At 39.8% G+C, this 25,202-nt stretch carries 27 protein-coding genes and 2 pseudogenes; 24 read left to right on the top strand and 5 right to left on the bottom strand.

Annotation, left to right across the window (positions count from 1 at the left end):
- Positions 1 to 585 precede the first annotated feature (585 nt).
- The 7 genes and pseudogenes from I6N95_RS08170 to I6N95_RS08140 form a co-directional block, all read left to right on the top strand.
- Positions 586 to 900: pseudogene (locus tag I6N95_RS08170) on the top strand (transposase); the annotation flags it as partial.
- A gap of 136 nt (positions 901 to 1,036) precedes the next feature.
- Positions 1,037 to 1,459, top strand: a complete 423-nt coding sequence (locus tag I6N95_RS08165; RefSeq protein ID WP_209526578.1) for a hypothetical protein — start codon at positions 1,037 to 1,039, stop codon at positions 1,457 to 1,459.
- A gap of 15 nt (positions 1,460 to 1,474) precedes the next feature.
- Positions 1,475 to 1,777, top strand: coding sequence for a hypothetical protein (locus tag I6N95_RS08160; RefSeq protein ID WP_209526577.1), 303 nt, complete (start codon positions 1,475 to 1,477; stop codon positions 1,775 to 1,777).
- A gap of 9 nt (positions 1,778 to 1,786) precedes the next feature.
- Entirely contained in the window at positions 1,787 to 2,527 is a 741-nt protein-coding gene (locus tag I6N95_RS08155; RefSeq protein WP_209526576.1) for a DUF5081 family protein, read from the top strand.
- A complete protein-coding gene (locus tag I6N95_RS08150) occupies positions 2,517 to 2,810 on the top strand; it encodes a hypothetical protein (protein ID WP_209526575.1) in 294 nt (97 codons plus the stop codon). The genes I6N95_RS08155 and I6N95_RS08150 overlap by 11 nt, the downstream gene beginning before the upstream one ends.
- A 33-nt stretch (positions 2,811 to 2,843) precedes the next feature.
- Positions 2,844 to 4,160, top strand: a complete 1,317-nt coding sequence (locus I6N95_RS08145; protein WP_209526573.1) for a pre-toxin TG domain-containing protein — start codon at positions 2,844 to 2,846, stop codon at positions 4,158 to 4,160.
- 14 nt (positions 4,161 to 4,174) lie between these two features.
- Entirely contained in the window at positions 4,175 to 4,576 is a 402-nt protein-coding gene (locus I6N95_RS08140) for a hypothetical protein (RefSeq protein ID WP_209526571.1), read from the top strand.
- Between the two features lie 563 nt (positions 4,577 to 5,139).
- Here the strand turns inward: I6N95_RS08140 and I6N95_RS27680 are convergent.
- A pseudogene (locus I6N95_RS27680) lies at positions 5,140 to 5,700 on the bottom strand (IS66 family transposase); the annotation flags it as partial.
- 157 nt (positions 5,701 to 5,857) lie between these two features.
- Between I6N95_RS27680 and I6N95_RS08130 the strand changes: the two are divergent.
- From I6N95_RS08130 to I6N95_RS08120, 3 genes are read left to right on the top strand one after another with little or no spacing between them, the layout of a single operon-like run.
- On the top strand, positions 5,858 to 7,114 hold the full coding sequence (locus tag I6N95_RS08130; protein WP_209526566.1) for a site-specific integrase: 1,257 nt from the start codon (positions 5,858 to 5,860) through the stop codon (positions 7,112 to 7,114).
- Positions 7,115 to 8,065 (top strand): tyrosine-type recombinase/integrase, encoded by a 951-nt coding sequence (locus I6N95_RS08125; protein WP_209526564.1) that lies wholly within the window; start codon positions 7,115 to 7,117, stop codon positions 8,063 to 8,065.
- On the top strand, positions 8,062 to 8,997 hold the full coding sequence (locus I6N95_RS08120) for a tyrosine-type recombinase/integrase (RefSeq protein ID WP_209526562.1): 936 nt from the start codon (positions 8,062 to 8,064) through the stop codon (positions 8,995 to 8,997). The genes I6N95_RS08125 and I6N95_RS08120 overlap by 4 nt, the downstream gene beginning before the upstream one ends.
- Positions 8,998 to 9,073: 76 nt before the next feature.
- Here I6N95_RS08120 and tnpC read toward each other — a convergent pair whose 3' ends face one another.
- The 3 genes from tnpC to I6N95_RS08105 form a co-directional block, all read right to left on the bottom strand.
- Positions 9,074 to 10,075 (bottom strand): IS66 family transposase, encoded by a 1,002-nt coding sequence (gene tnpC / locus I6N95_RS08115; protein WP_209526560.1) that lies wholly within the window; start codon positions 10,073 to 10,075, stop codon positions 9,074 to 9,076.
- A gap of 104 nt (positions 10,076 to 10,179) precedes the next feature.
- Positions 10,180 to 10,536 carry an IS66 family insertion sequence element accessory protein TnpB gene (tnpB, locus tag I6N95_RS08110; protein ID WP_347340538.1) on the bottom strand — a complete coding sequence of 119 codons (357 nt, stop codon included), beginning with the start codon at positions 10,534 to 10,536 and terminating at the stop codon, positions 10,180 to 10,182.
- 41 nt (positions 10,537 to 10,577) lie between these two features.
- Entirely contained in the window at positions 10,578 to 10,742 is a 165-nt protein-coding gene (locus I6N95_RS08105) for a hypothetical protein (protein WP_209526555.1), read from the bottom strand.
- A 451-nt stretch (positions 10,743 to 11,193) separates the two neighbouring features.
- Between I6N95_RS08105 and ltrA the strand changes: the two genes are divergently transcribed.
- Positions 11,194 to 12,420 (top strand): group II intron reverse transcriptase/maturase, encoded by a 1,227-nt coding sequence (ltrA, locus tag I6N95_RS08100; protein WP_347340542.1) that lies wholly within the window; start codon positions 11,194 to 11,196, stop codon positions 12,418 to 12,420.
- Positions 12,421 to 12,635: 215 nt separating this feature from the next.
- Here the strand turns inward: ltrA and I6N95_RS08095 are convergent, their stop codons facing one another.
- Positions 12,636 to 13,094 carry a VOC family protein gene (locus tag I6N95_RS08095; protein WP_209526553.1) on the bottom strand — a complete coding sequence of 153 codons (459 nt, stop codon included), beginning with the start codon at positions 13,092 to 13,094 and terminating at the stop codon, positions 12,636 to 12,638.
- Between the two features lie 78 nt (positions 13,095 to 13,172).
- On the opposite strand from I6N95_RS08095, the gene I6N95_RS08090 reads away from it, so the two are divergent.
- The 13 genes from I6N95_RS08090 (at position 13,173) to I6N95_RS08030 (ending at position 25,156) form a co-directional block, all read left to right on the top strand.
- Positions 13,173 to 14,111 (top strand): helix-turn-helix transcriptional regulator, encoded by a 939-nt coding sequence (locus tag I6N95_RS08090; RefSeq protein WP_209526551.1) that lies wholly within the window; start codon positions 13,173 to 13,175, stop codon positions 14,109 to 14,111.
- Positions 14,112 to 14,197: 86 nt separating this feature from the next.
- Positions 14,198 to 14,950 carry a MurR/RpiR family transcriptional regulator gene (locus I6N95_RS08085; protein WP_209526549.1) on the top strand — a complete coding sequence of 251 codons (753 nt, stop codon included), beginning with the start codon at positions 14,198 to 14,200 and terminating at the stop codon, positions 14,948 to 14,950.
- A gap of 250 nt (positions 14,951 to 15,200) precedes the next feature.
- Positions 15,201 to 16,403, top strand: coding sequence for an enolase C-terminal domain-like protein (locus tag I6N95_RS08080; protein WP_209526546.1), 1,203 nt, complete (start codon positions 15,201 to 15,203; stop codon positions 16,401 to 16,403).
- A gap of 39 nt (positions 16,404 to 16,442) precedes the next feature.
- Entirely contained in the window at positions 16,443 to 17,840 is a 1,398-nt protein-coding gene (locus tag I6N95_RS08075) for a PTS transporter subunit EIIC (protein WP_245249295.1), read from the top strand.
- A gap of 353 nt (positions 17,841 to 18,193) precedes the next feature.
- Positions 18,194 to 18,673, top strand: coding sequence for a hypothetical protein (locus I6N95_RS08070; RefSeq protein ID WP_209526544.1), 480 nt, complete (start codon positions 18,194 to 18,196; stop codon positions 18,671 to 18,673).
- Between the two features lie 473 nt (positions 18,674 to 19,146).
- Positions 19,147 to 19,911: a GntR family transcriptional regulator gene (locus I6N95_RS08065; RefSeq protein WP_209526541.1), complete on the top strand. Its 765-nt coding sequence runs from the start codon at positions 19,147 to 19,149 to the stop codon at positions 19,909 to 19,911.
- A 154-nt stretch (positions 19,912 to 20,065) separates the two neighbouring features.
- Positions 20,066 to 20,815: a GntR family transcriptional regulator gene (locus I6N95_RS08060; protein ID WP_209526539.1), complete on the top strand. Its 750-nt coding sequence runs from the start codon at positions 20,066 to 20,068 to the stop codon at positions 20,813 to 20,815.
- Between the two features lie 18 nt (positions 20,816 to 20,833).
- Positions 20,834 to 21,277, top strand: coding sequence for a PTS sugar transporter subunit IIA (locus I6N95_RS08055; protein ID WP_209526537.1), 444 nt, complete (start codon positions 20,834 to 20,836; stop codon positions 21,275 to 21,277).
- Positions 21,274 to 21,555 (top strand): PTS sugar transporter subunit IIB, encoded by a 282-nt coding sequence (locus I6N95_RS08050; RefSeq protein WP_209526535.1) that lies wholly within the window; start codon positions 21,274 to 21,276, stop codon positions 21,553 to 21,555. Before I6N95_RS08055 ends, I6N95_RS08050 begins: the two co-directional genes overlap by 4 nt.
- A gap of 12 nt (positions 21,556 to 21,567) precedes the next feature.
- Positions 21,568 to 22,836, top strand: a complete 1,269-nt coding sequence (gene ulaA, locus I6N95_RS08045; RefSeq protein WP_209526533.1) for a PTS ascorbate transporter subunit IIC — start codon at positions 21,568 to 21,570, stop codon at positions 22,834 to 22,836.
- Between the two features lie 20 nt (positions 22,837 to 22,856).
- Positions 22,857 to 23,774 (top strand): phosphotriesterase family protein, encoded by a 918-nt coding sequence (locus I6N95_RS08040; protein ID WP_209526530.1) that lies wholly within the window; start codon positions 22,857 to 22,859, stop codon positions 23,772 to 23,774.
- A 10-nt stretch (positions 23,775 to 23,784) separates the two neighbouring features.
- The gene (locus I6N95_RS08035; RefSeq protein ID WP_209526528.1) at positions 23,785 to 24,414 is read left to right on the top strand and encodes a bifunctional 4-hydroxy-2-oxoglutarate aldolase/2-dehydro-3-deoxy-phosphogluconate aldolase; all 630 of its coding nucleotides are present in this window, start codon (positions 23,785 to 23,787) and stop codon (positions 24,412 to 24,414) included.
- A complete protein-coding gene (locus tag I6N95_RS08030; protein ID WP_209526525.1) occupies positions 24,407 to 25,156 on the top strand; it encodes a creatininase family protein in 750 nt (249 codons plus the stop codon). Before I6N95_RS08035 ends, I6N95_RS08030 begins: the two co-directional genes overlap by 8 nt.
- Positions 25,157 to 25,202 lie beyond the last annotated feature (46 nt).

The following is a 25,202-nucleotide window of genomic DNA, read 5'->3' as shown; positions in this document are numbered from 1 at the left end:
AAAAGAAAGTATGAGTGAACAAACGTATCATAATAATTGTATGAAGATTGCGTTAGTTTTTTTGGGTGATTTTTTTGTCAGACCAACTTTTGAGTGTTTTAATAAGGGGAGCTATAGGTGTTTTAGGTACAGTACTAGGTACTGTTATTACTCAAAGGGGTTCTAGAGTAATTAAAGGATTAGAATTAAGACAAAAAGATTATCAAGCGAAAAGAGACATATTAACTGATGTATATAAATCTCTAATAACAATTATAAATCTATATCCTGATGAATCACCTGTGATCAGGATGAAAATAATATTAGAGCATGTCGACGTGAATTAATTCACGCGATGAGAGAGGATATTGGGATTTTTTGAAGCTACAGGCGATAGTTCTATCAAAACCGAATTGTTAAGTTACTTTTGCTATTGATGTTGGTTAATTATCGTGAATCGTAGTTTAGGTTATTTACATATATTGGAAATAATTATCCAGTCAATAAGCTCCCTTTTTTGCCCCAACTTGCTTATTAGAATATGGCTATCAGTATGACAGCTTCGACAAACGGTATGATGCGCTAAAATTTGTTAAACCGGAAACCAACTGTCGTGAATGCCCTCTTCAGCATGAAGGAATGTGTCAAAAAGTCATTAAAATCAAACAGACAACAGATGTTCGCTGTTATGCTCATCCAGCTCGGGGAACCAACGCTTGGAAGAGTCTTTATAAAAAGAGAAGCGCCGTTGAGCGTGTCAATGCCTATTTAAAAGAATATTTCCAATTAAATCAACCCTGTTCTGTTGAAGGGGAAAAAGCTCATATTAACAGCGTAATGATCCAATTAGCTTATAATACCTCGAAATTTGCCAGTCAACGATTGGCAAAGACGACCAATCAAAAAGAAATAGCTGCCTAATTTTAAAAATGAACCAATTAAAATTGAGTAAGTATTTACTTTTTTTAAAAGTGACTTATGAAATTGATTCTAGTTAATTGTTTATGGTAAACTTGTTATAAATTAAGAACGTTTTTTATAAAGGAGGTGTTTCGTCGTGTTCTTAACAGCCAACTATGAGGCAAAAAAAGAAAAGTATAAAGCGCTGAAAATAGAGTTAACTGAGTATCGCTCACAACACAACAGGATTATTACACAACTAACTGACCTAATGAATTCGGCAACCGGTCGTTTTACGAGTGTTTCGGCAACTAGTGATATGCCAAATGGTGACACATTAAACAAGACTGAGGAGATCGTTGAGGAAATAGAGAGACTCCTTAAACAGGTTAAGAATAGAAACGATAGTCTAGATGAGGGTGTGAGCATTGCAATGAAAAAATACACCCATTATTTAGATTTATATGTGGCAGAGAAAAAACGCGAAGCTGATTATCATGCGGAACAGGCACGGATCGTGTTAGATCGGTTAAATAAGCAACAAGAAGCAATGAGAAATAATAAAATTATTCCGAAGTAAACAAGGAGGAGAAAAATGGCAGATATCGAGATACGTTCTAGCGACCTATCAGAAATAGTGTCTCTTGCGTCTGATACGTCAGAAAAACTACGTGCATCTTTAAGCAAAATAGACAAACTCCTATCCGTAAGTAAAGGGTATGATCAAACATGGTCTGGTGAATCAAAAGACAGTTTTTTAATGTATTTGGGTATCGTGAGTGCGTACCACAAAGATGTTTCAGAGTGTTTTAAGGACTATCAAACAGCCGTCACAGCGTTATCAAATGATAGCGAGACGTTTGATGCAAGTGATATGGGAGAAATTAGAAGGATATAGGAGGATATCATGACAATTTTTTCAACAGAAGAATTAGTTGTGCTAGCTAACATGGTTGGCGTAGTAGAGCTATTTGGTGTACCGGAGTTACAGAGTCACCGGTTAAATTCGGCAGTAGCCTATCCTAAAGGGATTCAAAATCTAGAGAAAAAAAACGTGCTATCACAAGGGAAATTGACCAAAAAAGGGTTTATGGTTGCCTCTCTTATTGAAAAATATGGCAATGCGACAGATTATCTTTGTTTGGATCAAACCGATTATGTTGCGACTGGCAAGCAAGCCATCTTACTACACAAAAAAGATGAGGGGGTTGAATTAACGATTCAAGCACCTGCGACTGTCTTAGGACGCTGGCTAAGTGATTATGCTATTTTAAGACGAAAAGGAACAGCGGAAGAAGAAGGATTTAGGCTAAGACGATCATCGTTATCTTTAGATGACTTACAAAAACAAGGGATTGAGGCGGCTTTTTCAATCGGACAAGTTAAGAAAACGTCTAGCGATATGAAAAAAAGTGCGTATATTTTATTGTTATCCGAAGGCACATTGTATCGTCTGGAAGGAACAGAGTTAAAAGAAGCAAGCCAATTCTGGTTAACAACATGGGTGGTGGATGCCTTAAAGATTCCCTATGAGGTGCCAGAAGGTGATGGCCTGACAAAAGGTAAAGGAGTGGCTGGTTATTTGTCCAATTTGTCTAATAATCGGCAGACAGAAAAAGAAAAGAAGGTGACATGGTTTGACTGGTAAAATCACTGTTAAAGCAAGTGAATTGAGTAGTATTACGTCTGAGTTGGAAAGTGTTATTTCGGAACTTGAATCCTCTCACGAGGCACTGAAAAAAATTTTAGCGAACGAGTACTATCTAGAAGGACAAGCTAAAGGTCTAGTAGGGATGTTTGCCGTCACTTCTGTACGACTGAATGAATTGATTGCTCATTATACACGATTGAAAGAATACGTCAGCTTTGCCGGTGAGACGTTTGTGGAAGTCGATAGCTCTATTAGTCAGACGATTCAGACAAACAAATAACCGACTAACGTTAAACATGAAAGTAGGGATGCTATGAAAGACATCAGGTACAAAGATAGTGAGTGGCAGTCATTATCTGAAGGAATTGTCCAATTAACCAATTCTGGTATGTTTGATTGGCTAGCTGAAGCGGATAAAATTAGTGAAGATGCTGCTAGTGCATGTGATAGGTATGATGTGGATCGTGCGATTACGATTGACACAGCAACAAACATAAATTATAGTGAGATTGAGACACGGGTAACACAACTTCAACAAGCCATACAACACTTACCAGATAAGCTGTCAGCTACAGTGGATTATCCGTTTTATGACGCGATGGACTCGCTAATCGAACGCTTAAGTAACATGAACATCACAAAGTATGAAACATCAGCGAGAGGTCTTTTTTATAATGGTGAAGGTGGCGCACATTCTCCTATGTATAAATCAAAGGTGACATTAGGTGATTTATTTGGGACCAATTCCCCGTTGACTGATTATTTAACCGTCGAATACGCTGAAATGAAAGAGCAAATTGGCGATGTATCGTATGACGAGTATCAAAAGATGGCGTTTGCGGATACCTCTTTTGATTATTACTCAAAAGGTGAGAAAATTAATGAGTTAGGCGTGTCAATTTTAGTTAATGGGGCTATTTTAGTAGTCGGGGGGCTATTGCCGTATCCGATAATGGTAGCGCTGGGATTTGTTTCGGGGAGTAAAAATCTAGGCGACGCCTTTAATGGCAAAGATATCATAACGGGCAAAAAATTATCGTCAGCCGATCGACTGATTAGAGGTCTATCAGGTCTTGCGGATGTAGCTCTAGCGGCTTACGGGACGTATAAGATGGTGTCAACACCTAAAGGAACTGTCAACGTAGTTGTGAACGATGGCTATCATGGTCAAGTAGTAGATCGGACAAAGCAAGCCAGTGGGGCTGGAGATCCAATTCAAACTTTAAAAAATAGATATCCTAATGAAATACAGCCAGGGAAAACATTTGAACATGTTATAGAAAATGGACAAGTAAAAATTCGAGATGGAATTAGAGAAGTCGATTTTGTTATCGATTCAAGCGGAAATTTGAAAGTCGGAAGAGGACATTCTCATTTAGCTAATGGTTCGGATGTACAAGCTGCTGGGATATTGAAAGTTGATTCATCTGGTAATGTTAGAAGAATAACCAATCAATCGGGACATTATGCGCCTAGTGTTGAACATGCTAAAAATTATGAAAAAATATTTAATGATGTAGGAATCAATACAAAAAATTCGTGGTTAGAAATTTATCAACTAGAGCTTACTAATTCTGGATATGTCAATTTAGGCGAACTTAAAATTATTGAATCTACAAAATTAAAATAGGAGATGATTTAATCTTGGGAAGATTAACACAAATGAACAACGAAATATTTCAAGAAAATTTGAATAAAACAGTTATTGAGATAAAAGAGAGATTAGGAATAAGTAGCGAGCTAGACAAATTCATCATAGAACCCATAGATGAGCCTGGAAAAATGTTAGATGGTGGTGATGAAATGATGAAAAGAATGGTTTTAACACCTGAAAATATTGGGGGGAAAGAGCTATTAATAGATGATGTTGTTGGAGTTTTAGGAGGACTATTTCCTCGTTCTCCAGTGTGGATAAAAGTTTTTTTTGTCAGAGAAGAAAGTGGCACTGCAATTTTTAGTTTACAAACTAGTTTAAGATTTAGGAAGCCGACACTTTTGCAAAATTCTGAAACAGGGCATGCTCCATTCAAAGCGGAAATAGAATAAAAAAGGCACTTTATCACTCGATTGTCGTCTTGTGAAGAAGTCTTGAATAGTAAGTCCAAGCTCACCAATCAAGTTGCCAATAGCTAACAAAAACTATTGGTGTCCAACAGTGAAGGATTGAAAAAAATTCAAGTGCCTCACCAAATGGGCAGGTATGTTAAGCTGGAAAGCATTAAGGAAGAAGGCAAGGTGCCAGTTATTTGGGCTCTACGTCAAATGGTGTGGATGGCTAGAAATTAATCGAAATTATCGACAAATTAAGCGGTTCTGTCAGCGATGGCAGGGGTGCTTTTTTGTTTGCCCAGCATGGGCAAACTCTAACGGGTTCAAGTCCCGAGTACATCCCGTAGTGGAAAGTACCTAGCTGAGAATAAGAGTGTCCACCGTGAGGTGGAATCTGAAGGAAGTTTAAAGCAAATCCCTGGTCCGACGAATAGAAATCATATAAGAGGCGACATCTGAGGATAAGGCTGCGAAAGAAGGTAAGCAGGTAATACTGAACGGCTACACAAATAACCTCAAAGCTAGTAAACTATAAGTAATCAGTTCACCACGTTTTGAGGTTATTGGCTGAGTCGGGGATGTTGGCATTGTACTTGAACCGCGTCACTCCATGGCAAATAATCATCCAGAAGATCTGGTTGTTGTAAAAATGGCACATTAGGCAAATGGGTAAATAGATACTCCAAATAACGCGTGGCGTTTAGCCCATTCGCAATCGCAGTTTCAACGATACTGTGCGCCAAGGCATTGGCTTGTCCTCCTGCCATACTTGTGCTGAACAGGTAATTTTTTCTGCCCATCACAACGGCTTTAATACTCCGTTCACTCAAATTGTTGGAAAGAGCTAATCGCCCATCCTCCAAGAAACACCTTAGCGAAGCCTGTTGATTCTGTGCGTAGCGAACAGCTTCTTGTAACTTCCCCTTCATCGTATGAAACGAACTTAGCCAATCAAAGAAGGCACCAACAATTGGTTGTGAGCGCTCTTGCCGAGCTTTGAGTCGTTCTTCAACGCCTAAGTCTTTTGCCAAAAACTCTCGTTCCAAACGGAAAAGTTGATCACAGTACTCTATCCCGATGGCGGCTTGCCCTCTCTTATCAGCGCAATCCACGAATTTTCTACGATAATGGGAATATTCCCAGTATCGTAGTTATGAGAAGTAAACTGAAATGGGAAGTAATCGTTTTGAATGGTGTTAGATCGCCATTTAACATCTGGTTACTTCCCATTTGAATTAAGTTATAATAGCATCATATCAAATGATGGAGGTGCTTTATATGACAAAGAATCAACGAATCGAAACGATGTTACTTATTCAACACGTCAAGAAAGAAATGCAAGAATTAGGGTATAAAGAGAGCTCAATTGCAGTATACCTACCATGTTGGAACCAGTTCCTTACCTACCAACAGGAAAGAGATCATTTATTTTTTTCCTGTACGATGGCGACACAATTTCTAAAAGATATCTACGGCATTTATTTGGATCAAATCCCTGACGGTTACAATAAAATACGACTTAGATCCATTCAACTTCTCTGCGAGTACCATACTCATCGCTTGATTTTGGTGCGTCAGCAATCGTCAAAGTTATCGGTATTGACAACTGAATCGCAAAATTTACTTAATGAGTTTAAGGTTTATCAACAACTCCACCATTTTATTTCTAACTCCTCATTAAAAAGCTACACTCGCTATCTAACCCCTTTTTTTCGTTTTCTAGAAAATCAACTCGTCACAGTAGATACGTTAACCCCAGGTCATATTTTTGAATACACTAAAACGTACCTATCTTTTTCAGCAAGTACTGTCTATAATTCCTCCGGCAGTTTACGCGTTTTTCTTCGCTTTTTATTCCACCAGAAATATGTGTCAGAAGATTTATCTCTTCATGTGTTAACCGCTAGTTATAGTAGACAATCAAAATTGCCTAGTACCTTTTCACAATCGGAACTGACTCAGTTATTAGCTTCAATAGATACGCAAACAGCGATCGGGAAGAGAGACTATGCGATTATTTTGATCGCAAGTCGTTTAGGGCTACGTTCTGGAGATATTAGATTGCTTACCTTTAGCTCCCTAAATTGGAGGGAAAACTGTATTGAGATTACTATGGAAAAAACGAAAAAAGAACTTGTTTTACCTCTCACCGCTGAGATTGGAGAAGCTCTTATCGATTATATCAAGTTCGGACGCCCAAAATCAGCGTGTAAAGAAATCTTTTTGACAAGTTATGGCCCATATACTGTTTTGTCTCCCTCAGCCATGAGTGGCATTGTGAAAAAACAATGTCGAAAAGTTGGCATCGATTCGTCTATCAATGATCATACTAAGTCCAAATCCCTCCATTCCCTTAGAAGTACACTAGCGACGACTCTGCTAGAAAATAATGTTTCTTTGCCTATAATAGCAGATATTTTGGGACACAGCGACACACGAACCACCGAGCTTTATTTAAAGAAAGATATAGAAGGACTGCGGCAATGTGCCTTAAATGTCCCTGGAATTTTTCAGATTCGAAAGGAGGCGTTTTAAATGGAAGCTTTAATACGTGTGCCTCTTTCCAAAGTAGCACTCCCAGATTTAGTCGCTAATTACATTGAGATTAAACGTGCAGCAGGTTTTTTGTATAAAACAGAAGCAGAGGTACTTAAGCGAATGATACGCTTTATGAAACAAACTGAGGAAGCCCTTCCCCTGGTAACACCGAGTGAACTAGTGCAGTGGTGTGCAAAAAAAGAAAGTGAAAAGAATCAAACGGCTTCTAGTAGAGGCAATGTCACACAAGCTTTTATTAATTACTTAAAGCAATGTGACTATGACATTGACTTACCTGAGCTGCCAAAGCTAAAAAGAACAACTTATGTGCCGTATATTTTCACAAGTGATGAAATTAACCGATTTTTCCGTGCAACTGATACATGTGACGGGTACAATGGTAGCCTTCGGCACATTATCTCACCTATCATCTTTAGGTTGATTTACGGCTGTGGCTTGCGAGTTTCAGAAGCCACTCGTCTTTCTCTATCTAATATTGATTTCAAAAAAAAGTGCTTGATTCTTACTGAAACAAAATCAAATAAAGTCAGGTTTATCCCATTTTCAAAGACACTGGGAATACTCTTGGAAAATTATTGCCAAACCTATGTGACATCAGATATGCCCTATATTTTCCGAGGGAAATATCACTATGGGATTAATCGAAGTATCATCTATAAGTGGTTTCGATACTATTTAGAAAAAGCACAGATCACACACAGAGGTAGAGAGTTGGGACCACGTCTTCATGATTTTCGGCATACATTTTGTGTCCATGCCCTTCATCAATTAGAAGGAAAAGGAGTCGATCTGTACTGTGGACTCTCCGTGCTTTCAACATATATCGGGCATGTGTCAATCAAGGAGACACAAAATTATTTGCGTCTAACACCTGAGTTCTTCCCAAGCATATTTCGACCTATTTACGGCTATATTTGCCTGGGATGATCGGGGCAAGCCCGAATACGATCTCCTCATATCGAGATATGTTCAAAATGATGTTTTTGTTTTTCGAACAGGTTTATCAATTAAGTCCAGAAAAAATAACGATGAGTCATTTCACCCGAGAAACTATTCAACACTTCTTAATTTGGTTAGTAGAGTCACGAGGAAATAGTTTATCAACACAAAACACTCGTCTAGCTTCTCTTAAATCATTTATTGACTATCTAATGAAAGTTGAACCTGATTTCTTGTATGAGCTAAAAGAAATCAGGGCAATAAAAGCGAAAAGCTATGGAAAACCACCAATGGATTTTCTATCAATTGACGCACTAACTTGTTTACTAGGTACGCCAGATACTAGCACTCGAAAAGGGTTAAGAGAAGCAACCTTATTAAGTCTGATGTACGATACTGGTTGTCGTGTCCAAGAATTAATTGATCTCACAATTAATGACATTCGCTTATCGAATACATCCACCATTCAGTTGAAAGGGAAAGGAAACAAGCAACGAATTATTCCGATTATGACACCAATGAGTGAGTTACTACAGAGTTATCTCCAGCAATTTAACTGTACAAACCACCTCTTTTTGAATCATTCAAATCTTAAACTTTCCAGGAAAGGAGTGACTTATTTATTACAAAAGAATGTTGATAAGGCAAAAACACTGACGGGTATTGAGTTTCCAAATTCTGTTTCACCACATGTTTTACGGCATAGTAAAGCAATGCATCTGTTAAGAGCAGGTGTCAATCTAATTTATATTCGTGATTTCTTAGGTCATGTAGACATTAAAACAACTGAGATATATGCGCGTGCTGACAGTGAAATGAAGCGAAAAGCTTTAGAGCAATCCATGAACTTGGTTCCGAGTGCCTCTCAACCTATTTGGCAAGAAGACCAATCCCTACTTGCATGGCTGAACTCACTGTAACTTAATTTAAATGGGAAGTAATCAGATGTTAAATGGCGATCTAACACCATTCAAAACGATTACTTCCCATTTCAGTTTACTTCTCATAACTACGAACATGGCTCCAACATCCTACTTGGCAAATATTCGGTAGATTTTGATAAGCACTATAGCCATCGGTTTGTAAATAACCGCTGAAATTTGCCAAGGTTTGTTCAGGCACTTTCTTTTCTCGTGTCAAGGTTGACTGATAGAGGACGATGGGCGTTGGGCAGTCAGCCATTGTTCGAAAGAGCCAAACACGTGCTTCCGATGTGGCTGGACGACCGTCAGGTCGTCTTAAAATCTGATAAGGGGTTTCATCAGCCATTAAGACCTCTTCCTTGACCAATTCTTGATGAAGTCGATCGTAGATAGGGGTCAACCAATCATGGCTTCCTCGAATGACCCAATTGGTCAAAGTTCGATGGCTGACATCTAGCCCCCAAGTCAACCATTCTTTCACTTGACGGTGAAGCGGTAAACACATTTCATATTTTTGGTGGAACAGTTGTGCTAAGATTGACGGACTTGAAAGACTATTTTGAATCGGCTGCTTTGCCGCCTCTGCTCGTTTGATCGAACAGGTTTCGCCAGCTTTACAGGTAATGCAATGGTACGTTTGTTCATGATAGATTCTTTTTTCTAGGCGAGCGGGTATAAACACGAGTTCTTCTCGTGTGGTTTTTCCCATCTCATTCATCTGAGTCCCACAGACTTCACATAATTTTTCCTCATCCGTTAAGTCTAAATGGATTTCTTCCAAAATAGGAAGATGTTTGGTGAGTGCTGCTTTTCTACCAATTACTTCTGGTCGCTTCTCAATGAAAGTGTCAGCGGTTTTTTCTTCAGTTGTCTCTGCTTGGTCGAAAAAAGACTCATCTTCATCCAATAAAGAGAGTTGATTCTCATCGACCTTTTTTTCACTAGACGTCCCAAATAGCTTACGTGTCAAATACTCGATTTGTTCAGCCAAGCGCTCAATTTGTTGAGCTTGATTCTCAAGTTGAATCCGCTGCTGTTCATTTGTTTGGACTAATATTTTTTCTAGTTCTGTCAATTAGATCACCCACTTTCTATCTTGATGTCTTGTTATTATTATACCATAAATAAACAACGTAAAACAGCTGAATCTCAATATTATCAAGGGTTTCAGCTGTTTACTTAAGAGAGATAACCTGGTTTTGCCGGCATAATTGCTTTAGGCTGTTGGATAGACAACCCTTCCAATAACCAGCGAAGTTCTTGACTAGTTAATTGCCGAACCTCGTCTTGATTTCGAGGCCACTGGAGTCGACCAGATTCGATGACTTTATACAATAAGAGAAACCCATCTTGATCGAAATATAAGGCTTTGAACCGATCTTTCTTGCCACCACAAAATAGAAAGAGAGCATCATCGAACAGATCAAGTTGATAGGTGTCGGTGATAATTGCTGCCAATCCTGCAATCCCTCGTCTCATGTCAGTCCTTCCACAAACGATGAATAGATTTTTAACTTGGCTATAATCAACGAGCACTGGTTTTCAACTCCTTTAAAACAGTGAATAAAATGTACTTGTCAATCCCATTGTACAAACGAACTTCCGTCTCTCCCATTGTACAAACGAACTTCCGTCTCTCCCATTGTTAACTTGCAAGCGAGAGACGCTTTAGGCAAGGGGATCTGTTTAGTAATAGGCTTGTCTGTCAATTGAACGGGGACTATCTTAGATTGTTGACTCATTTAGTTTCCTCCTCAGGCTATTTGATACCCCAAGTATAGACCGAAGAAAAAGGCTTGCCAATCCGTCGAGTATTACCTACTTACGAAAGAAGCTAAAGTCCCATAACTACTGCAACAATCAGATGGCGTATATGTGGCGGATAGATGGAGAGGAAGAGTTTGTCCTTAACTGGGGAGGGCTCACTTATCTGTACCAAACGCTCATAGTGATATGAGTCTGGAAAGTGAGCAGTCAGCCGAAGCCATAGTAGTGATGACGCAAGGTGAAAACCTTGAAGAGCGAAGGGCTGAACAACTTTATTGTTAGGAAATCTCGATTGAAAGAGGAAATAGACCACTGGCGAAGAGCGTAAAAGTGGATACCGACTTTACGAGAAAGAAAGGAATAACACCTATTTATACTGAAAAATTAATGGTTCAAATCCTCGACAAAGAAAACCTTTAAAAGGCAATCAAACGAGTTAAAAAGAATAAAGGAGCCCCAGGCGTAGACGGTATGACAATTGAGGAGCTTGATCGATACTTCGCAAAACATTCTGAGGAAATTAGACATCAAATTCTTAATCGTACGTATCACCCTCAACCAGTTATGCGAGTGGGGATACCAAAGTCCAATGGAGACAAACGATTACTAGGGATACCAACAGTGATTGACCGAGTGATTCAACAAGCTATTTCCCAACAACTCACACCTATTTATGAAGAGATATTCCATCCCAATAGCTATGGGTTTCGGCCGCATAAAAACGCGGAGATGGCAATTTGCCAAACACTAACTAATATAAACGATGGGTTTCAATGGATTGTCGATATTGATTTAGAGCGATTCTTTGACACGGTTCATCACGATCGGTTGATGACCTTGATGGCAAAAACAATCAAGGATGGAGATGTTATATCGTTAGTCAGAAAATACTTAGTGAGTGGGATACAGACGGATGAAGGCTTTAAAGAGTCGATTATAGGGACGCCTCAAGGTGGCAACCTGTCCCCTTTACTGAGCAACATTCTGTTGAACGAGTTGGATCAAGAGTTGGAAGAGCGAGGGTTAGAATTTGTCCGTTATGCGGATGATTGTATTATCTTTGTCAAAAGTGAGATGTCGGCTAGGCGAGTTCTGCGAAACATGACAACCTTTATTGAGAACAAACTAGGATTAGTTGTGAATGCCTCTAAATCTAAAGTGACCAGACCGACTGATCGCGAGTTCAAATTTTTAGGTTTTGGTTTTTTCAAGAATTTTGGAAATGACTACATGGCGAAACCTCATCACTTATCGGTAGACAGTTTTAAGTATAAGTTGAAACAATTAACGAGAAGAAACTGGGGTGTTAGCACAGCGCACCGAATAAGTAAGATAAATCAATTAATCAGAGGGTGGGTAAATTATTTCCGAATCAGTAAAATGAAAAACCTCTTAGAGAGGATTGATGGTCATACGAGGTATCGCTTGAGGATGTGTATATGGCAACAATGGAAAACGGCAAAGACAAGACGAAAGAATTTGATAAAACTTGGCTCGGATAGGAAAAATGCGTATAAAAATAGCCATTCGAGCAAAGCCGTTGCCCGAATAGCCACGTCGTGGGTATTAACAACGACAATTACCAATAAACGCTTAGAACGCTTTGGCTTACTATTTTCAGTTAAACATTACCAGAAATTACATAGGATGTAAAGTTGAACCAACCTATATCGAACGGTACGTACGGTGGTGTGAGAGGACGGATGATCAATTAATGATTATCCTCCTACTCGATAGACTGAGGAACAATTTGAAGCGTTAATTTGTTGGCTTCGTGAGAAGGTAGAACCAATTTGTTGATGGGGGAAGTGTTCATAATAAAATACCCCCTTCACGAGGAATAAAACCTTAGTGAAGGAGGAGCACAGCTATCCTTTTAAATTAGGATCGGGTTGTTTTTCCCGTGAAATCTGAATGATTACGCCGAAAGGGTCCTTAATAATGGCATAAAATTCAGCAAACTCGTTTTCGGTTGGAAGAGCAATGGTCTCCGCATTAGGATGGGCCATGATGTCGCGATACAGTTGTTCTGCTTCTTGGATTGTGCCTGTGGTGACACTGAACGAAAGGCCACTTGTTGTAGGCATGCCAGGGTAAACGGGATTGTCAACAATGTTGAGTTGCGTGCCGCCAATTTGTAAGACAGAATGCGAAATAAAGTGTTCTTCTCCTTGGGGAATGATTAAGTCAGGATCTAATCTTTCTTTGAATTGTTGATTGCTGATTTTGAAAAGTAGTTGTCCCTTAAAAAGTTCTTGATAAAAGGTCAAGGCCTCTTCTGCTTGTCCATTTAGGCTTAAAAATACTGCTAATGTCGTGTCTGTCATGTGTAATGCCTCCTATTTATTTGGTATACTAAGCATATAATACAATGGTGTCAGATTATGACACCGATGGAGGTATCTATGAGTAAATCTGAACGAATTAATCAGGAGATGTTATTTCTTAGTGGCAAACAACAGTTCAATTTAGCTGATTTAATGAAGGAGTTTGGGATTTCTAAAAGCACGGCTTTACGAGATATTCAAGAATTGGAGCGACTCGGGGTACCTTTATATACGGAAGAAGGCCGATACGGAGGCTACCGGCTGGTTCATCAGTCATTATTAACTCCGATCTATTTTAATGAAGAGGAAGTCTCTGGGATTTTTTTTGCCCTTCAATGTTTGAAATTCTTGAGCAATAGTCCCTTTAATGCGAACTATCAACAAATCAGCAAAAAACTCCTGCAGACTTTTACGCAAGAGCGACGAGAGGCGATTATCATGAATACGGATATCGTTCATTACAAAGGGGTGGTCCAAGTGGTAGTAGTTGATAATTTGGCCCTTATTTTTAAGGCAATTCTGGCAAGTCAGACACTAAAAGTGATTTATCGGCGATATCAAGCGGCGCACAAAGAGATTTTGCCTATTCGTTTAACAATTATGGATGGCTTTTGGTATTGTATTGGCTGGGATCTGGAAAAGGAAGCGTGGCGAACCTATCGTTGTGATCATCTGGAAATAATTGGTAGTGAGTCGTCGAAAGAAATTGTCTTTAGCAAGGCACAGATTGAGGCGTCTTATGACAAACAAGGTGAAACCTATCGCAATCTAAACTTTAAAGTGAAACTGTCGTCTAAGGGAAAAGACCACTATATTAGACGTCATTTTGAAAATATGACGTTGAGCGAGCAAGGAAATGAGTGCTACTTGATTGGCACATTTAATGAGCAGGAGGCGGACTTTTTAGTCGACTATCTGCTAGGATTTGGGGAAGAAGCAGTGATTATAGAACCGAATTTTCTAAAAAAAATGTATGTTGCTAAATTGCAACATATGATAGAAACGTATAATGGGTAGTCGTCATTTTTAACTAAAATAGATTTCCATCTATTGCATCATAATTGACACCAATGATAAGATAGAAGTAATTCGGAGGTGTCAAGATGAAAGTTGACGAACGTGTCTCAAAATATTTTAATGAATTAAATGCGAATGATTTACATATTTGGCAATATATGGCGAATAATAAACAAAAGTGTTCTGAATGCACGATTGAGGAGTTATCTCAACTATGTAATTCATCTAAGTCTAGTATTTATCGATTTGCTCGTAAGTTATCGTTAAATGGGTTTAGCGAATTAAAGTATGCCTTGAAAAATGATGTCACGATGAGTGAGATGGAGGATGATATTTTAACAGCTTTCTGTGATACCTTGACTAAGTCCATCAATGAATATAAAAAACATGATTTTACCGGGGTTTCAGAATTGATATATAACAGTCAAAAAGTTTTTTTATATGGTACAGGGACACTTCAGAGAGCGGTGGCTCAAGAAATGAGGCGTGTATTTTTATCAGGGAATGAACATTTTTATGTCACAGAAGGTGTGGATGAAATTGGTGCTTTAAGTGGCACGCTAACCAAGGATGATTTAGTCATTATTATTTCGTTAAAAGGCCAATCTGACAACGCGCGCTTGTTTGCAAAACAATTGGTGCTGCAAGGGGTTCCGTTTATCTCCATTACAAGTTTTGAAGAAAATGCTATTTCCCATCTCAGTAATGAAAGCGTCTTTGTGAATACTTCGGAATTAGATATTGGCTTAGGGCGAAAATATCAAGCATTGGATTCGTATTTTATATTAGTTAATATGATCTTTTTAAATTATATGACGTATAAAAATCAGAAAAAATGATTAAAACATCTACATCATGTTAAATAATCAAACAGATAGGTCCATTGGATGATTATTCAATGGGAACTCTCTAGCTATTTTCCAGTTAAATAAACGGAAGATAGTTTTTTTAGTTTGAGTGGAAAATATTTCACTTTTTGAAATGTTTTTCCTAAGGATGCACTTTCGCCCTGAACATCTGAAATGGATACCTATTCATTTGGGTTTAGGCTATACTTTGATGTATTAAATGAGTTAAGGAGATGACTAAATGAGTCTAAAAATAACCAATGTCAAAGTGATAGCGACAGCACCAGAAGGGATTAATTTGGTTGCCGTTAAAATTGAAACCTCGGAGCCAGGTCTATATGGTGTTGGGTGTGCGACGTTCACACAGCGGCATAAAGCAGTTGTTACAGCAATTGAAGAGTATTTAAAGCCTTTCCTAATTGGAAAAGACCCGCAAAGAATTGAAGATATCTGGAAAACGGCAATGGTGAGCAGTTACTGGCGAAATGGGCCAGTCTTGAATAATGCTGTTTCAGGTGTTGATATGGCGCTTTGGGATATTAAAGGAAAGTTAGCTGGCATGCCTCTCTATCAGTTATTTGGTGGAAAGTGTCGTGACGCAGTACCGGCATATATTCATGCCGACGGAAAAACAATTGAACATGCCATTGAATTAGTTAAAGATCGTGTCGACGCTGGCTGGAAAGAAATTCGGGTACAGGTTGGCGGGTATGGTGGCGAAAGTAATACCATGCATCGACCGGAAAGATCGACGCCAGGTGTTTATTATGATCCTCAGGTTTATATGGATACGATGGTAGAAACGTTTGAACAATTAACGACTAAGTTTGATTCAACCATTAACTATTGCCACGATGTTCATGAGCGACTAACGCCGAACCAGGCCATTCAATTTGCTAATCGTTTAGAAAAATTTAATTTAACCTTTTTAGAGGATGCATTACCACCCGAACAAGTGATGTGGTTTGATCATCTTCGTGCTCATACCAAAATTCCTTTGGCTCAGGGGGAATTATTTAATAATCCCAACGAGTGGATGACGATCATTGCTAAACGATATATTGATTATTTACGACTTCATGTGAGTCAAGTTGGGGGGATAACACCCGTTCGAAAAATCATCGCCTTTGCTGATGCTTATGGTGTTCAAACAGCTTGGCATGGGCCAGGTGATATGACCGGAATCGCTCATGCAGTGAATACTCATTTAAGTATATCCACGCCCAATTTTGGGATTCAGGAGTGGAGTTGTAGCATTAAGGAAAACACGTACAAAGTATTCCCAGGGACACCAGTCGTTAGAAATGGCTACATCTATTTGAACGATCAGCCCGGAATTGGCGTTGACATTGATGAGGAAGAAGCGGCGAAATATCCATGTCATGATAATTTACCAGAATGGACATTAGCGCGATTACCAGATGGAACAGCGGCCCGTCCGTAGGGGGAGTTGTGTACAATTTTTGATTGGGAGGAAGACATTATGAAAGAGACGAGAGATGAAGCGGTAGCGGCGGCGATAGTAAAAGAAATAGGAGGGAAAGGGAATATTCGGGCAGTTGGTCATTGTTCATCGCGTTTGAGAGTGACCTTGCATGATAAGCAATTGGTCAACGAGAAGGCAATTGAAGAAATTGATGGCGTTAAGGGGCAATTTTTTAATGGTGATCAATATCAAATTATTTTGGGAACAGGCTTTGTGGATCGGATTTATAACATCGTGGCAGGGAGTGATGATTCAAGTCTGAATACTGATTTAAAAGGAGATCTCTATGAAGGGATGTCATTACCTAAGAAGGTTTCACGAATATTAGGCGATGTGTTTATTCCCGTGATTCCGGTTTTGGTGGCAACTGGGCTTTTTAGTGGTATTATTAATTGCATTAATGCCTTTGGGGTGGAGATGAATCCCAATGTCTTGACGATTGCCACGATATTGATGAAAACGGCCTTTACCTTTTTACCCGTTTTGATCGCTTGGGCTGGAATGAAGCAGTTTGGTGGCACACCTGTTATCGGCATTGTGCTAGGTTTAATGCTAGTCAATCCCTTACTTCCTAATCCCAATGATGTGGCCAAAGGAGTAGTGGATGCCATTATTTTTCAACCTTTTGGCTTAACTTTAAGCGTTGTCGGGTATCAAGGCTCTGTTTTGCCAGCGTTAGTCGTAGCGATTATTGCTGCTAAAACGGAAAAATTTCTAAAGAAGAAAGTACCAGATGTGTTAGATTTAATTATTACCCCATTTTGTACGATTTTAGTGGCCGGACTATTGGGGCTGATTGTTGTTGGCCCAATCTGCCAATTTATTGAGTTGGGTGTTTTAAATGCTGCGAAGGCTGTGATTAATCTTCCCTTTGGACTTGGAGGGTTGATTATTGGCGGCACGCAACAAGCAATTGTGGTCACAGGTATGCATCATATTTTCTTAGCACTGGAAACGGATTTATTGGCAACAACGGGTTTTAATCCCTTTAATTCGATGATTACAGGTGGTATTATTGCTCAGGCAACGGCTGCTTTTACAGTAGGCTTAAAAATGAGAGATAAGAAAAAAGGGGGCTTCTTTATGTCAGCGTCACTTCCCGCTTTTCTTGGTATCACAGAACCAGCTATTTTTGGTGTCAATTTAAAATTTGGCAAACCATTTTTATTTGCTCTTTGTGGAGGGGCAACTGCTGGTTGGGTAGCCGGTCTTTTACATGCAGCAAGTACAGGAATGGGGGTAGCGGCCATTCCAGGATTTGTGACGTATCTTTATAGTGCGACTGGAATTCGAGATTATTTCATTATTCATGGGGTTGCCATATTAGTGACATTTTGTTTAGTTTATTTCTTTTTTGACCCAAATAAGGCGTTGGAAGAAGAATTAGTAAGCTGAAAAGAGCCACACTTTTTTGGTAAGGGGAATGACTATAATAAGTAAAAGCCAGACTTGTCAGAATAAATGACAAGTCTGGCTTTATTTAGTTTAAGTCTTCGGCCAAGACTTCGCGGGCGGCGATGTCTTGAATCAAGTAACAGGGTTTGTTATGCGAAATGACGTATAAATCTACTGCCAGATTGTTCTTCAATTTTTTTACAAAGAATGATAAAAAAATTAAGTGGTGCGATTCTACTTATCTTAAAATGACCATTCAGGAGTATTTTTAGACCCTTTAAGGTTTTTTAGCATCTTCTTACCATAAATTGATATCATAATTAGTATAAACTTATGGAATGGAGAATGCTATTATGGACAGACAGCAGCAAGTATTTGAAAGTATCAAATCTCTAGGTGTAGAGCCTATCGAAGGAAATGGGATTGTTGTCCAGTTTATGGACCCTAGTGTCAGCCCTAATGTCACATCATTTCTATTTCTTTCTGCCTCGTTCTATATTTTACAAATTTGTAAGAATGAATTGATTCTGGTTCAACCAAATAGCAATGGAATGGCCATTGCGACAAAGCTTAAAAAGAATACAGAGGTTTTAAGAATTGATTTTTCAACTATAAAAAAAATATCTGTAGAAGATCACGGTATTAATTATCAAATTACTATTTCCAGCGATGATGGTGATATTAACTTAACTGCGCAAAGAAAAGAACTCTCAGTTCTCAGATCAAGTGGTGCTATCACTGCCGAAAGTATGTGGCCAACTGATAATTGGCATGCCAAAAATATAGATGCTACACTAAAAAAATTAGAGGAGTTGTCCCCTACGAATCAATAAGAACAGTAGAGAAAGAATCAAAATGTCTCAGTGATTGGAATCTGGTTCTTTGCTTGGGAAAATTACACGTTATTTGAAAGGATCAAGATAGTTTTTCATATTGATTCTTTTTTTGGGGGAATTTAAAATGCGGATTTTTTCGGTCAATAATGTCTGCCACTTTTTTGTATGTCAAATCAAATGAATAGATTGCAATTGTATGGATGAAGCAGAGGGGCAAAAACAGAACAGTAGTCATCGCAAGAAATCGATTAGTCTGACAAGATTATCATGGTTTTAATTAATAATATATGTTAATTTTGGTCCATCTTCAAGATTAGATGGGAAAAGTTTTATTATTTTCTGCAGTAACTACTGCTTATTGTTCTATTTTAATTTTTAGCAGCCTAAAGGTTATAATCTCACAAGAAAAGTTGACGGCAAAGGTTATGATAGACTATCCTATAGAAGAGGGAAATAAAGGAGGCGTCATCATGAGCAGCATAGACAGAACATCAGGGATTCCCATATACGAACAGCTTACCCTTGAATTGAGTAAGTATATCGAAAGAAATCAAGCTGGTGATTTTATTCCTACGGAGAAAGAGCTGGAAAAAGAATACGAAGTCAGTCGGATTACCGTCAGAAAAGCAGTTGATCAGCTTGTCGATAAAGGTTATCTTGAAAAAATTCAAGGCAAGGGAACGCGGATTGTTAACACCGGCGCAGTTGGTCAAAATATCGGGTCGGTCTTTAGCTGGACGGAAGAGATGGCTTCTAAAAATATTGAGACCCATACGATTGAACAAAGTCTGAAACGAATCACACCATCCAAAAAATTAAAGCGGGAGTTGTCTTTAGCAGATAATGAAACGGTGATTTGTTTGGAACGTGTCAGAACGGTTGAACGAGAGCCAGTGGCGATTACAATTAATTATATTCGTGAGAAATTTGTGCCTGGCTTTTTTGCGGAAGGTTTGCAAAAGGAGTCCTTATATCAACAACTGGAGGAGCTGTATGGCATTCAGTTTTTAATGGCAGATGAGACGATTTCTGCTAGAGATAGTACCAGTCTAGAAGCCTTTAAGCTCAATATTAAAGAAGATGCGGCTGTGTTAAATGTCCGACGGATCTCCTATTTAAGTAAAAATGTGCCTTTTGAAGTGGTCGATATGGTGGCGCGAGGTGATCGCTATCACTATCTAGCGAAGTTGGAAGGAAGAAAAAATCACAGCATTCAAATCAATAAGCCTAGTTAGGCGTTAAAAACATCATTGAGTCTCTCATGGTGTTTTTTGTTATAACCTTTTTTATTATATTGACAAAAAGGTCATGATGATATAAGATGGGGTTAGGTTATAACAAGTTAGGGGTTTCGTTTTTAAAGGTTATGACGAAAGGGGGGTGCTATGGGTGTCAATTTTGAACAAAAAATCGTCTGTCCCTCTGTATATTCAATTAAAGGAATTGCTGAAGGCTGACATTGAAAAAAATATGGTCATAGGGGAAGTGATGCCAACTGAAAAGGCACTTGAATCTTATTATGGCGTTAGTCGCATGACCGTTCGCAATGCGATTGATGAACTGCAGCGAAGTGGTGTTGTCATTAAGCAGCAAGGCAAAGGGACTTTTGTTAATCAAACTAAAATGACTCAAGATGTGAGCGCTATTTTTAGTTGGACGGAAGAGATGTTGCTTAAGCAAAAAAAATCCACAACTTTGGAAATGGACATGAGGGAGGTGGAGCCGTCTAAGCGGATTCGTGAAGCCTTAAAGTTACAAAATGGCGAAAAGGTCCTATCTCTCACGCGCGTTCGGGCGATTGGCAATGAGCCAGTCGTAATTATGATTAATTATTTGCGAAGTAAGTATGTGCCTGATTTATTGGCAAGGGGATTGACTTCAAGTTCTTTGTATCAGGAGTTGGAGGAGCGCTACGGCATTATCTTGGAAAAGGCCGAAGAAGTCATCACGGCACGTTCGGCGACGGCAATCGAAGCCTCTAAGTTGTTAATTCCAGAAGATTCGGCTGTTTTGCATGTACGACGGGTCTCTTTTATGAAGAACAAAGTTCCTGTGGAAGTGGTTGATATGATTGCCCGAGGTGATCGTTATGAGTATTTTGTTGAGTTGGAAGGTCGTCATAAAAAACACATCATATAGAGAAAAGGAGTTAGGCAGATGTTACCGATTAAGAGGGAACAAATTGAACTGGATGTAGCGTTAAGCACACCAAAAGAAGCGATTCGTTATGCTGGCAATTTACTAGTTGCCACAAACAGTGCGACGGAAAGTTATGTAGAGGAAATGATCAGGGGCTTTGATGAATTAGGCGCCTATATCGTCTTAGCCCCTAATATTGCCATTCCTCACGCTCGGCCAGAATTTGGGGTCAATGAGCAGTGTATGGCCTTTGTGAGAGTCAAGGAACCAATAACTTTTGGCCATCCGCAAAATGATGACGTTTTCCTGATCATTCCGATTGGCGGCGTGGACAAACAGTTTCATATTGAAATGTTGCGGGAATTGAGCACGATTTTAATGGATCAGGATAAGGTAGCAAGGCTTAAAACATCGGAGAGTAAAGAAGAAATCTATGCAATCTTGAAAGGAAGTGCGACATGATGAATGTGTTAACAGTTTGTGGTATGGGGTTTGGCACCAGTTTAATGTTGTTGATGGAAGTGCAGGATATGGGGAAACGTCATGGGTTTGAAGTAAATGGGGAGGCAACGGATTTAAGTAGCGCTAAGGGAAAAGTGGCAGATTTAATTATTGCTTCAAGTGAAATCGCCAAAGAGCTGGCAGGGGAATCAGCTGTCGTTGTGCCAATTGTCAATTTGTTGGACAAAGAGGAAATTCAGGAGAAGGTCTTGCCGCATATTCAAGCATTTTATGCATAAGGAGGGAAGAAGATGTTAGCATTTATTACAGGGATTTTATCGACACCGGCGTTTATTTTGGGGATTATTGCGGCGGTTGGATTAGCAGCCTTAAGAAAGTCAAGCTCGGATATAATTAAGGGAACGTTAAAAACGATTTTTGGTTTTATCATGTTACAGCAAGGGTCCAGTATTATTGTCAGTAGTTTAGTGCCTTTCAGTCAAATGTTTGAAAATGCCTTTAAGTTAACGGGGGTGATTGCGGAAGACAATGCGATTGCCGCAGCTGTTCAAACGGTTTTAGGGACAGAAACGTCGTTGATCTTAGTCTTTGGTTTTATTATTAATGTTATTTTAGCAAGAGTGACAAAATGGAAATACATCTTTTTAACGGGGCACATGATGTTTTCATTTGCCGCAACCATGGCCATTTTATTTGATCAGATGGGGATCAACGGTTGGCAGGCCATCGCTCTGGGATCGCTGATTCAAGGATTAGCCAGTGTGATTTTCCCAGCTATGGCACAACCTTTTGTCAGAAAAGTGACGAACAATGACAGTGTTGGCTTTGGTTTTTGGGGAAGCTCATTAGTTTGGTTTAGCGGCTGGGTTGGTGGCAAGTTAGGCAATAAAGAACACTCCACAGAAACAATGAATGTGCCCAAACAACTGGATTTCTTAAAGGAAATGTCGATCTTAATGGGGCTGGTTATGAGTGTGATTTACCTGATTACCTCAGTTTTTGTCTCGCCGAAGTTAATGAATGAGTTAGCTGGCGGCCAAAGCATTCCCCTCTTTGCGATTATGCAAGCCTTTACTTTTGTTGTGGGGATTTTGATTTTACTACAAGGGGTCAGAATGTTCTTAGGTGAGTTAGTACCGGCTTTTAAAGGAATCAGTGAAAAACTGGTACCAGGAGCCAAACCTGCCCTTGATGTACCAGTCTTTTACTCTTTTGCACCAACAGCCACGACCATTGGTTTTTTATTCGCAGTGCTAGGTGGTTTATTGGCAACCCTGGTCTCAACCATGTTACCAGTGGTCGTCTTGCCTTCAGTGATTGGCTTGTTCTTTATGGGCGGGGCAGCTGGTGTTTTTGGCAATGCCATGGGAGGTCGGCGGGGTGCGGTGATTGCTGGGTTTGTTCTCGGCTTTTTATTCCAGATGATCGTCGCAGTGGCTTATCCAATCTTAGATTTAAGCGGCTACGGTATTAGTGGCCTGTGGTTTGCCTCGACGGATGCCATCATTGTGGTTGTCATCGTTCGCTTAATCGGCACGCTTTTTGGAATTGGAATTTAACTAAATGAGGAGTGAACATTATGTCAAAAAAAATAAGAACGGTCTTAGGGGATATTTCGATGGAAGAGCTAGGGTTTACCTACTCACATGAACATTTATGGTGTTGCCCTCCACCTCAACAAACCGATCGTGATTTTGAGTTAACCAATTATGAGGCTTCTTTGGCAGAATTAAAGACCTTTAAAGCCATCGGTGGTCAAACATTGGTCGATGCTTCCACCCTGGATTATGGCCGTGATGGTAGTAAGCTAAAGGCGATGTCTCAGGAAAGCGGGGTTCACGTTTTAGGGGTATCGGGTTTTAATAAGCACATTTATTTTGATCAGTGGGTGGAAACGGAAAGCATTGAGCAGATTACTCAGCGGTTAGTCAAAGATGTGGAAATCGGCATGGATGGTTCAGATGCTAAGGCTGGGATTTTAAAAGCTGGGTCTTGGTACAATTTGATTCATCCTTTGGAAGAAAAGATTACCCGAGCGGTGGCGCGAGCTCACAAACTAACGGGTGCCCCAATTTGGCTCCATACTGAGGCTGGCACTATGGGATTGGAAATGCTGGATATTCTGGAAGGCGAGGGAGTCGATCTCTCTGTTGTGGCTGTTGGACACAGTGACCGGAACGCAGATCCTTATTATCACTTACAAATTGTCAAACGGGGGGCTTATATTCAATATGACGGTCCGGGGAAAGTTAAGTATTACCCTGATGATGTTCGAATTGAGTTGATCAAAAATATTTTGGCTCATGGTTACGGCCATCGCTTATTAATTTCTGGAGATATGGGGCGTCAAAGTTATCTCCATGCTTACGGCGGTGGGCCTGGCTTTAGTTATATTAAGCAACTATTTATTCCGCGAATGTTGGATGAGGGGATCTCTCAAGCAGCAATCGATCAGATCTTTTACACAAATCCAGCTGTGTGGTTAGCAAAATTTTAGGAGTGAGCAGATGAGACCAAATAAATTATTGGCGATTATTCGCGATGTTTTACCTGAGGATGTGGTGCCAATTGTTCAAGGGTTAATCGCTGAAGGGATCAGAGATGTAGAAGTCTCTTTAAGTAATCCCGAGCGCGGCCTTGGTTGTCTTAAAAAGTTGGCTGACCATTTTAGCTCTGAGGAATTGTATTTAGGGGCTGGGACAGTTTTGACAGAGAGCCAGATTGAACAAGTTTTAACAGCGGGTGGCCGCTATATCATTACACCAGGCTGGAACAAGGAACTAGTTAAAAAGGCTTTGGCTAAAGGTGTCCCGGTTTATCCCGGCGTTTATACCCCTGGTGAAATTGCCGAGGCGGTTGAATTGGGAATTGAGTATTTTAAGATTTTTCCGATTAACGGGGCCAGTGACAGTTATTTAAAGGCTTTGCGAGGTCCATTTCCAGCGATTAAACTAATGGGAGTGGGAGGGATCACGCCGGAAAATCTAGGGGATTATTATCGTTTATCCGTACACTATTTTGGAATTGGCAGTGACCTAGTGCCGCGAGGGGCAACTAAAGAGGATTTGCCACAGATTCAAAAAAATGCTCAAGCCTTTGTGGCGGCGTTAAGGCAGGTGGACAAACAGGATGACTAAACCTAAATTAATGATGGAGCTGACTCGCGATGAGATCAAGGAGGCTTTAGCGGCGTTTCCGGTGGTGATCTTGCCGATGGGAGCGACGGAGCAACATGGTCATCATTTGCCCTTGGGCGTGGACATTTATTTGGCGGAATATTTTGCCAAGGAAGTTTCTAAACAGACTGGGGCGCTAGTCTCACCTAGTATGCCATTCGGCTATTCCTGGGTATGGCGGGATATTCCCGGTACGATCTCTTTGCAGCAAGATTTAGTGGAGGAGGTCATTAAAGATGTTGCCACCAGTGTTTCCCGTTATGGTACCAAGCTGTTAGTACTGATTAATGGCCATGACTCTAATAATTCAGCCATGAAATACGCAGTTAGAGAATTAGAAGACGAGTTAGCTATGCCAGTGATTTACTTATTCTACCCAGATTTAAATCAAGTGCTTAAGGATCAGATGGACTCGCCAACGTGGCATGGCATGATCCACGCCTGTGAATTTGAAACTTCTTTGATGCTCCACGCTAAAGAGGAACTGGTCGATCAAGAGAAAGCCGTTAAAGAATATCCGGAAAAACCAGATTTATATGGCATGTCCACCATCTCTCTCGGAGATTTAAGTAAAAGTGGCGTTTTTGGGGATGCGACACTGGCTACTAAGGAAAAAGGTGCTCGCATGGCCGAGACCTTTGCCAATGAGATGAGTGAGCTTGTGCGAAAAGCTTACGAGGAATTTGTGTTAAAACGATCGTAATAAAACCGACTTACCAAGCACTAAGCCATTGGTAAGTCGGTTTATT

The sequence above is a fragment of the Vagococcus allomyrinae genome, assembly GCF_017829975.1.
Classification (GTDB): domain Bacteria; phylum Bacillota; class Bacilli; order Lactobacillales; family Vagococcaceae; genus Vagococcus_D; species Vagococcus_D allomyrinae.
The sequence above is the reverse complement of the archived record's forward strand: the minus strand, read 5'-3'. Positions and strand labels throughout refer to the sequence as shown.

Bases quoted from the DNA above. Each gene is read 5' to 3' on its own strand.
- I6N95_RS08160 (WP_209526577.1), top strand. From the start codon at position 1,475: ATGGCAGATATCGAGATACGTTCTAGCGACCTATCAGAAATAGTGTCT.
- I6N95_RS08155 (WP_209526576.1), top strand. From the start codon at position 1,787: ATGACAATTTTTTCAACAGAAGAATTAGTTGTGCTAGCTAACATGGTT.
- I6N95_RS08145 (WP_209526573.1), top strand. From the start codon at position 2,844: ATGAAAGACATCAGGTACAAAGATAGTGAGTGGCAGTCATTATCTGAA.
- I6N95_RS08130 (WP_209526566.1), top strand. From the start codon at position 5,858: ATGACAAAGAATCAACGAATCGAAACGATGTTACTTATTCAACACGTC.
- I6N95_RS08125 (WP_209526564.1), top strand. From the start codon at position 7,115: ATGGAAGCTTTAATACGTGTGCCTCTTTCCAAAGTAGCACTCCCAGAT.
- I6N95_RS08120 (WP_209526562.1), top strand. From the start codon at position 8,062: ATGATCGGGGCAAGCCCGAATACGATCTCCTCATATCGAGATATGTTC.
- I6N95_RS08105 (WP_209526555.1), bottom strand. From the start codon at position 10,742: ATGAGTCAACAATCTAAGATAGTCCCCGTTCAATTGACAGACAAGCCT.
- I6N95_RS08095 (WP_209526553.1), bottom strand. From the start codon at position 13,094: ATGACAGACACGACATTAGCAGTATTTTTAAGCCTAAATGGACAAGCA.
- I6N95_RS08090 (WP_209526551.1), top strand. From the start codon at position 13,173: ATGAGTAAATCTGAACGAATTAATCAGGAGATGTTATTTCTTAGTGGC.
- I6N95_RS08085 (WP_209526549.1), top strand. From the start codon at position 14,198: ATGAAAGTTGACGAACGTGTCTCAAAATATTTTAATGAATTAAATGCG.
- I6N95_RS08080 (WP_209526546.1), top strand. From the start codon at position 15,201: ATGAGTCTAAAAATAACCAATGTCAAAGTGATAGCGACAGCACCAGAA.
- I6N95_RS08075 (WP_245249295.1), top strand. From the start codon at position 16,443: ATGAAAGAGACGAGAGATGAAGCGGTAGCGGCGGCGATAGTAAAAGAA.
- I6N95_RS08070 (WP_209526544.1), top strand. From the start codon at position 18,194: ATGGACAGACAGCAGCAAGTATTTGAAAGTATCAAATCTCTAGGTGTA.
- I6N95_RS08065 (WP_209526541.1), top strand. From the start codon at position 19,147: ATGAGCAGCATAGACAGAACATCAGGGATTCCCATATACGAACAGCTT.
- I6N95_RS08055 (WP_209526537.1), top strand. From the start codon at position 20,834: ATGTTACCGATTAAGAGGGAACAAATTGAACTGGATGTAGCGTTAAGC.
- I6N95_RS08050 (WP_209526535.1), top strand. From the start codon at position 21,274: ATGATGAATGTGTTAACAGTTTGTGGTATGGGGTTTGGCACCAGTTTA.
- ulaA (WP_209526533.1), top strand. From the start codon at position 21,568: ATGTTAGCATTTATTACAGGGATTTTATCGACACCGGCGTTTATTTTG.
- I6N95_RS08040 (WP_209526530.1), top strand. From the start codon at position 22,857: ATGTCAAAAAAAATAAGAACGGTCTTAGGGGATATTTCGATGGAAGAG.
- I6N95_RS08035 (WP_209526528.1), top strand. From the start codon at position 23,785: ATGAGACCAAATAAATTATTGGCGATTATTCGCGATGTTTTACCTGAG.
- I6N95_RS08030 (WP_209526525.1), top strand. From the start codon at position 24,407: ATGACTAAACCTAAATTAATGATGGAGCTGACTCGCGATGAGATCAAG.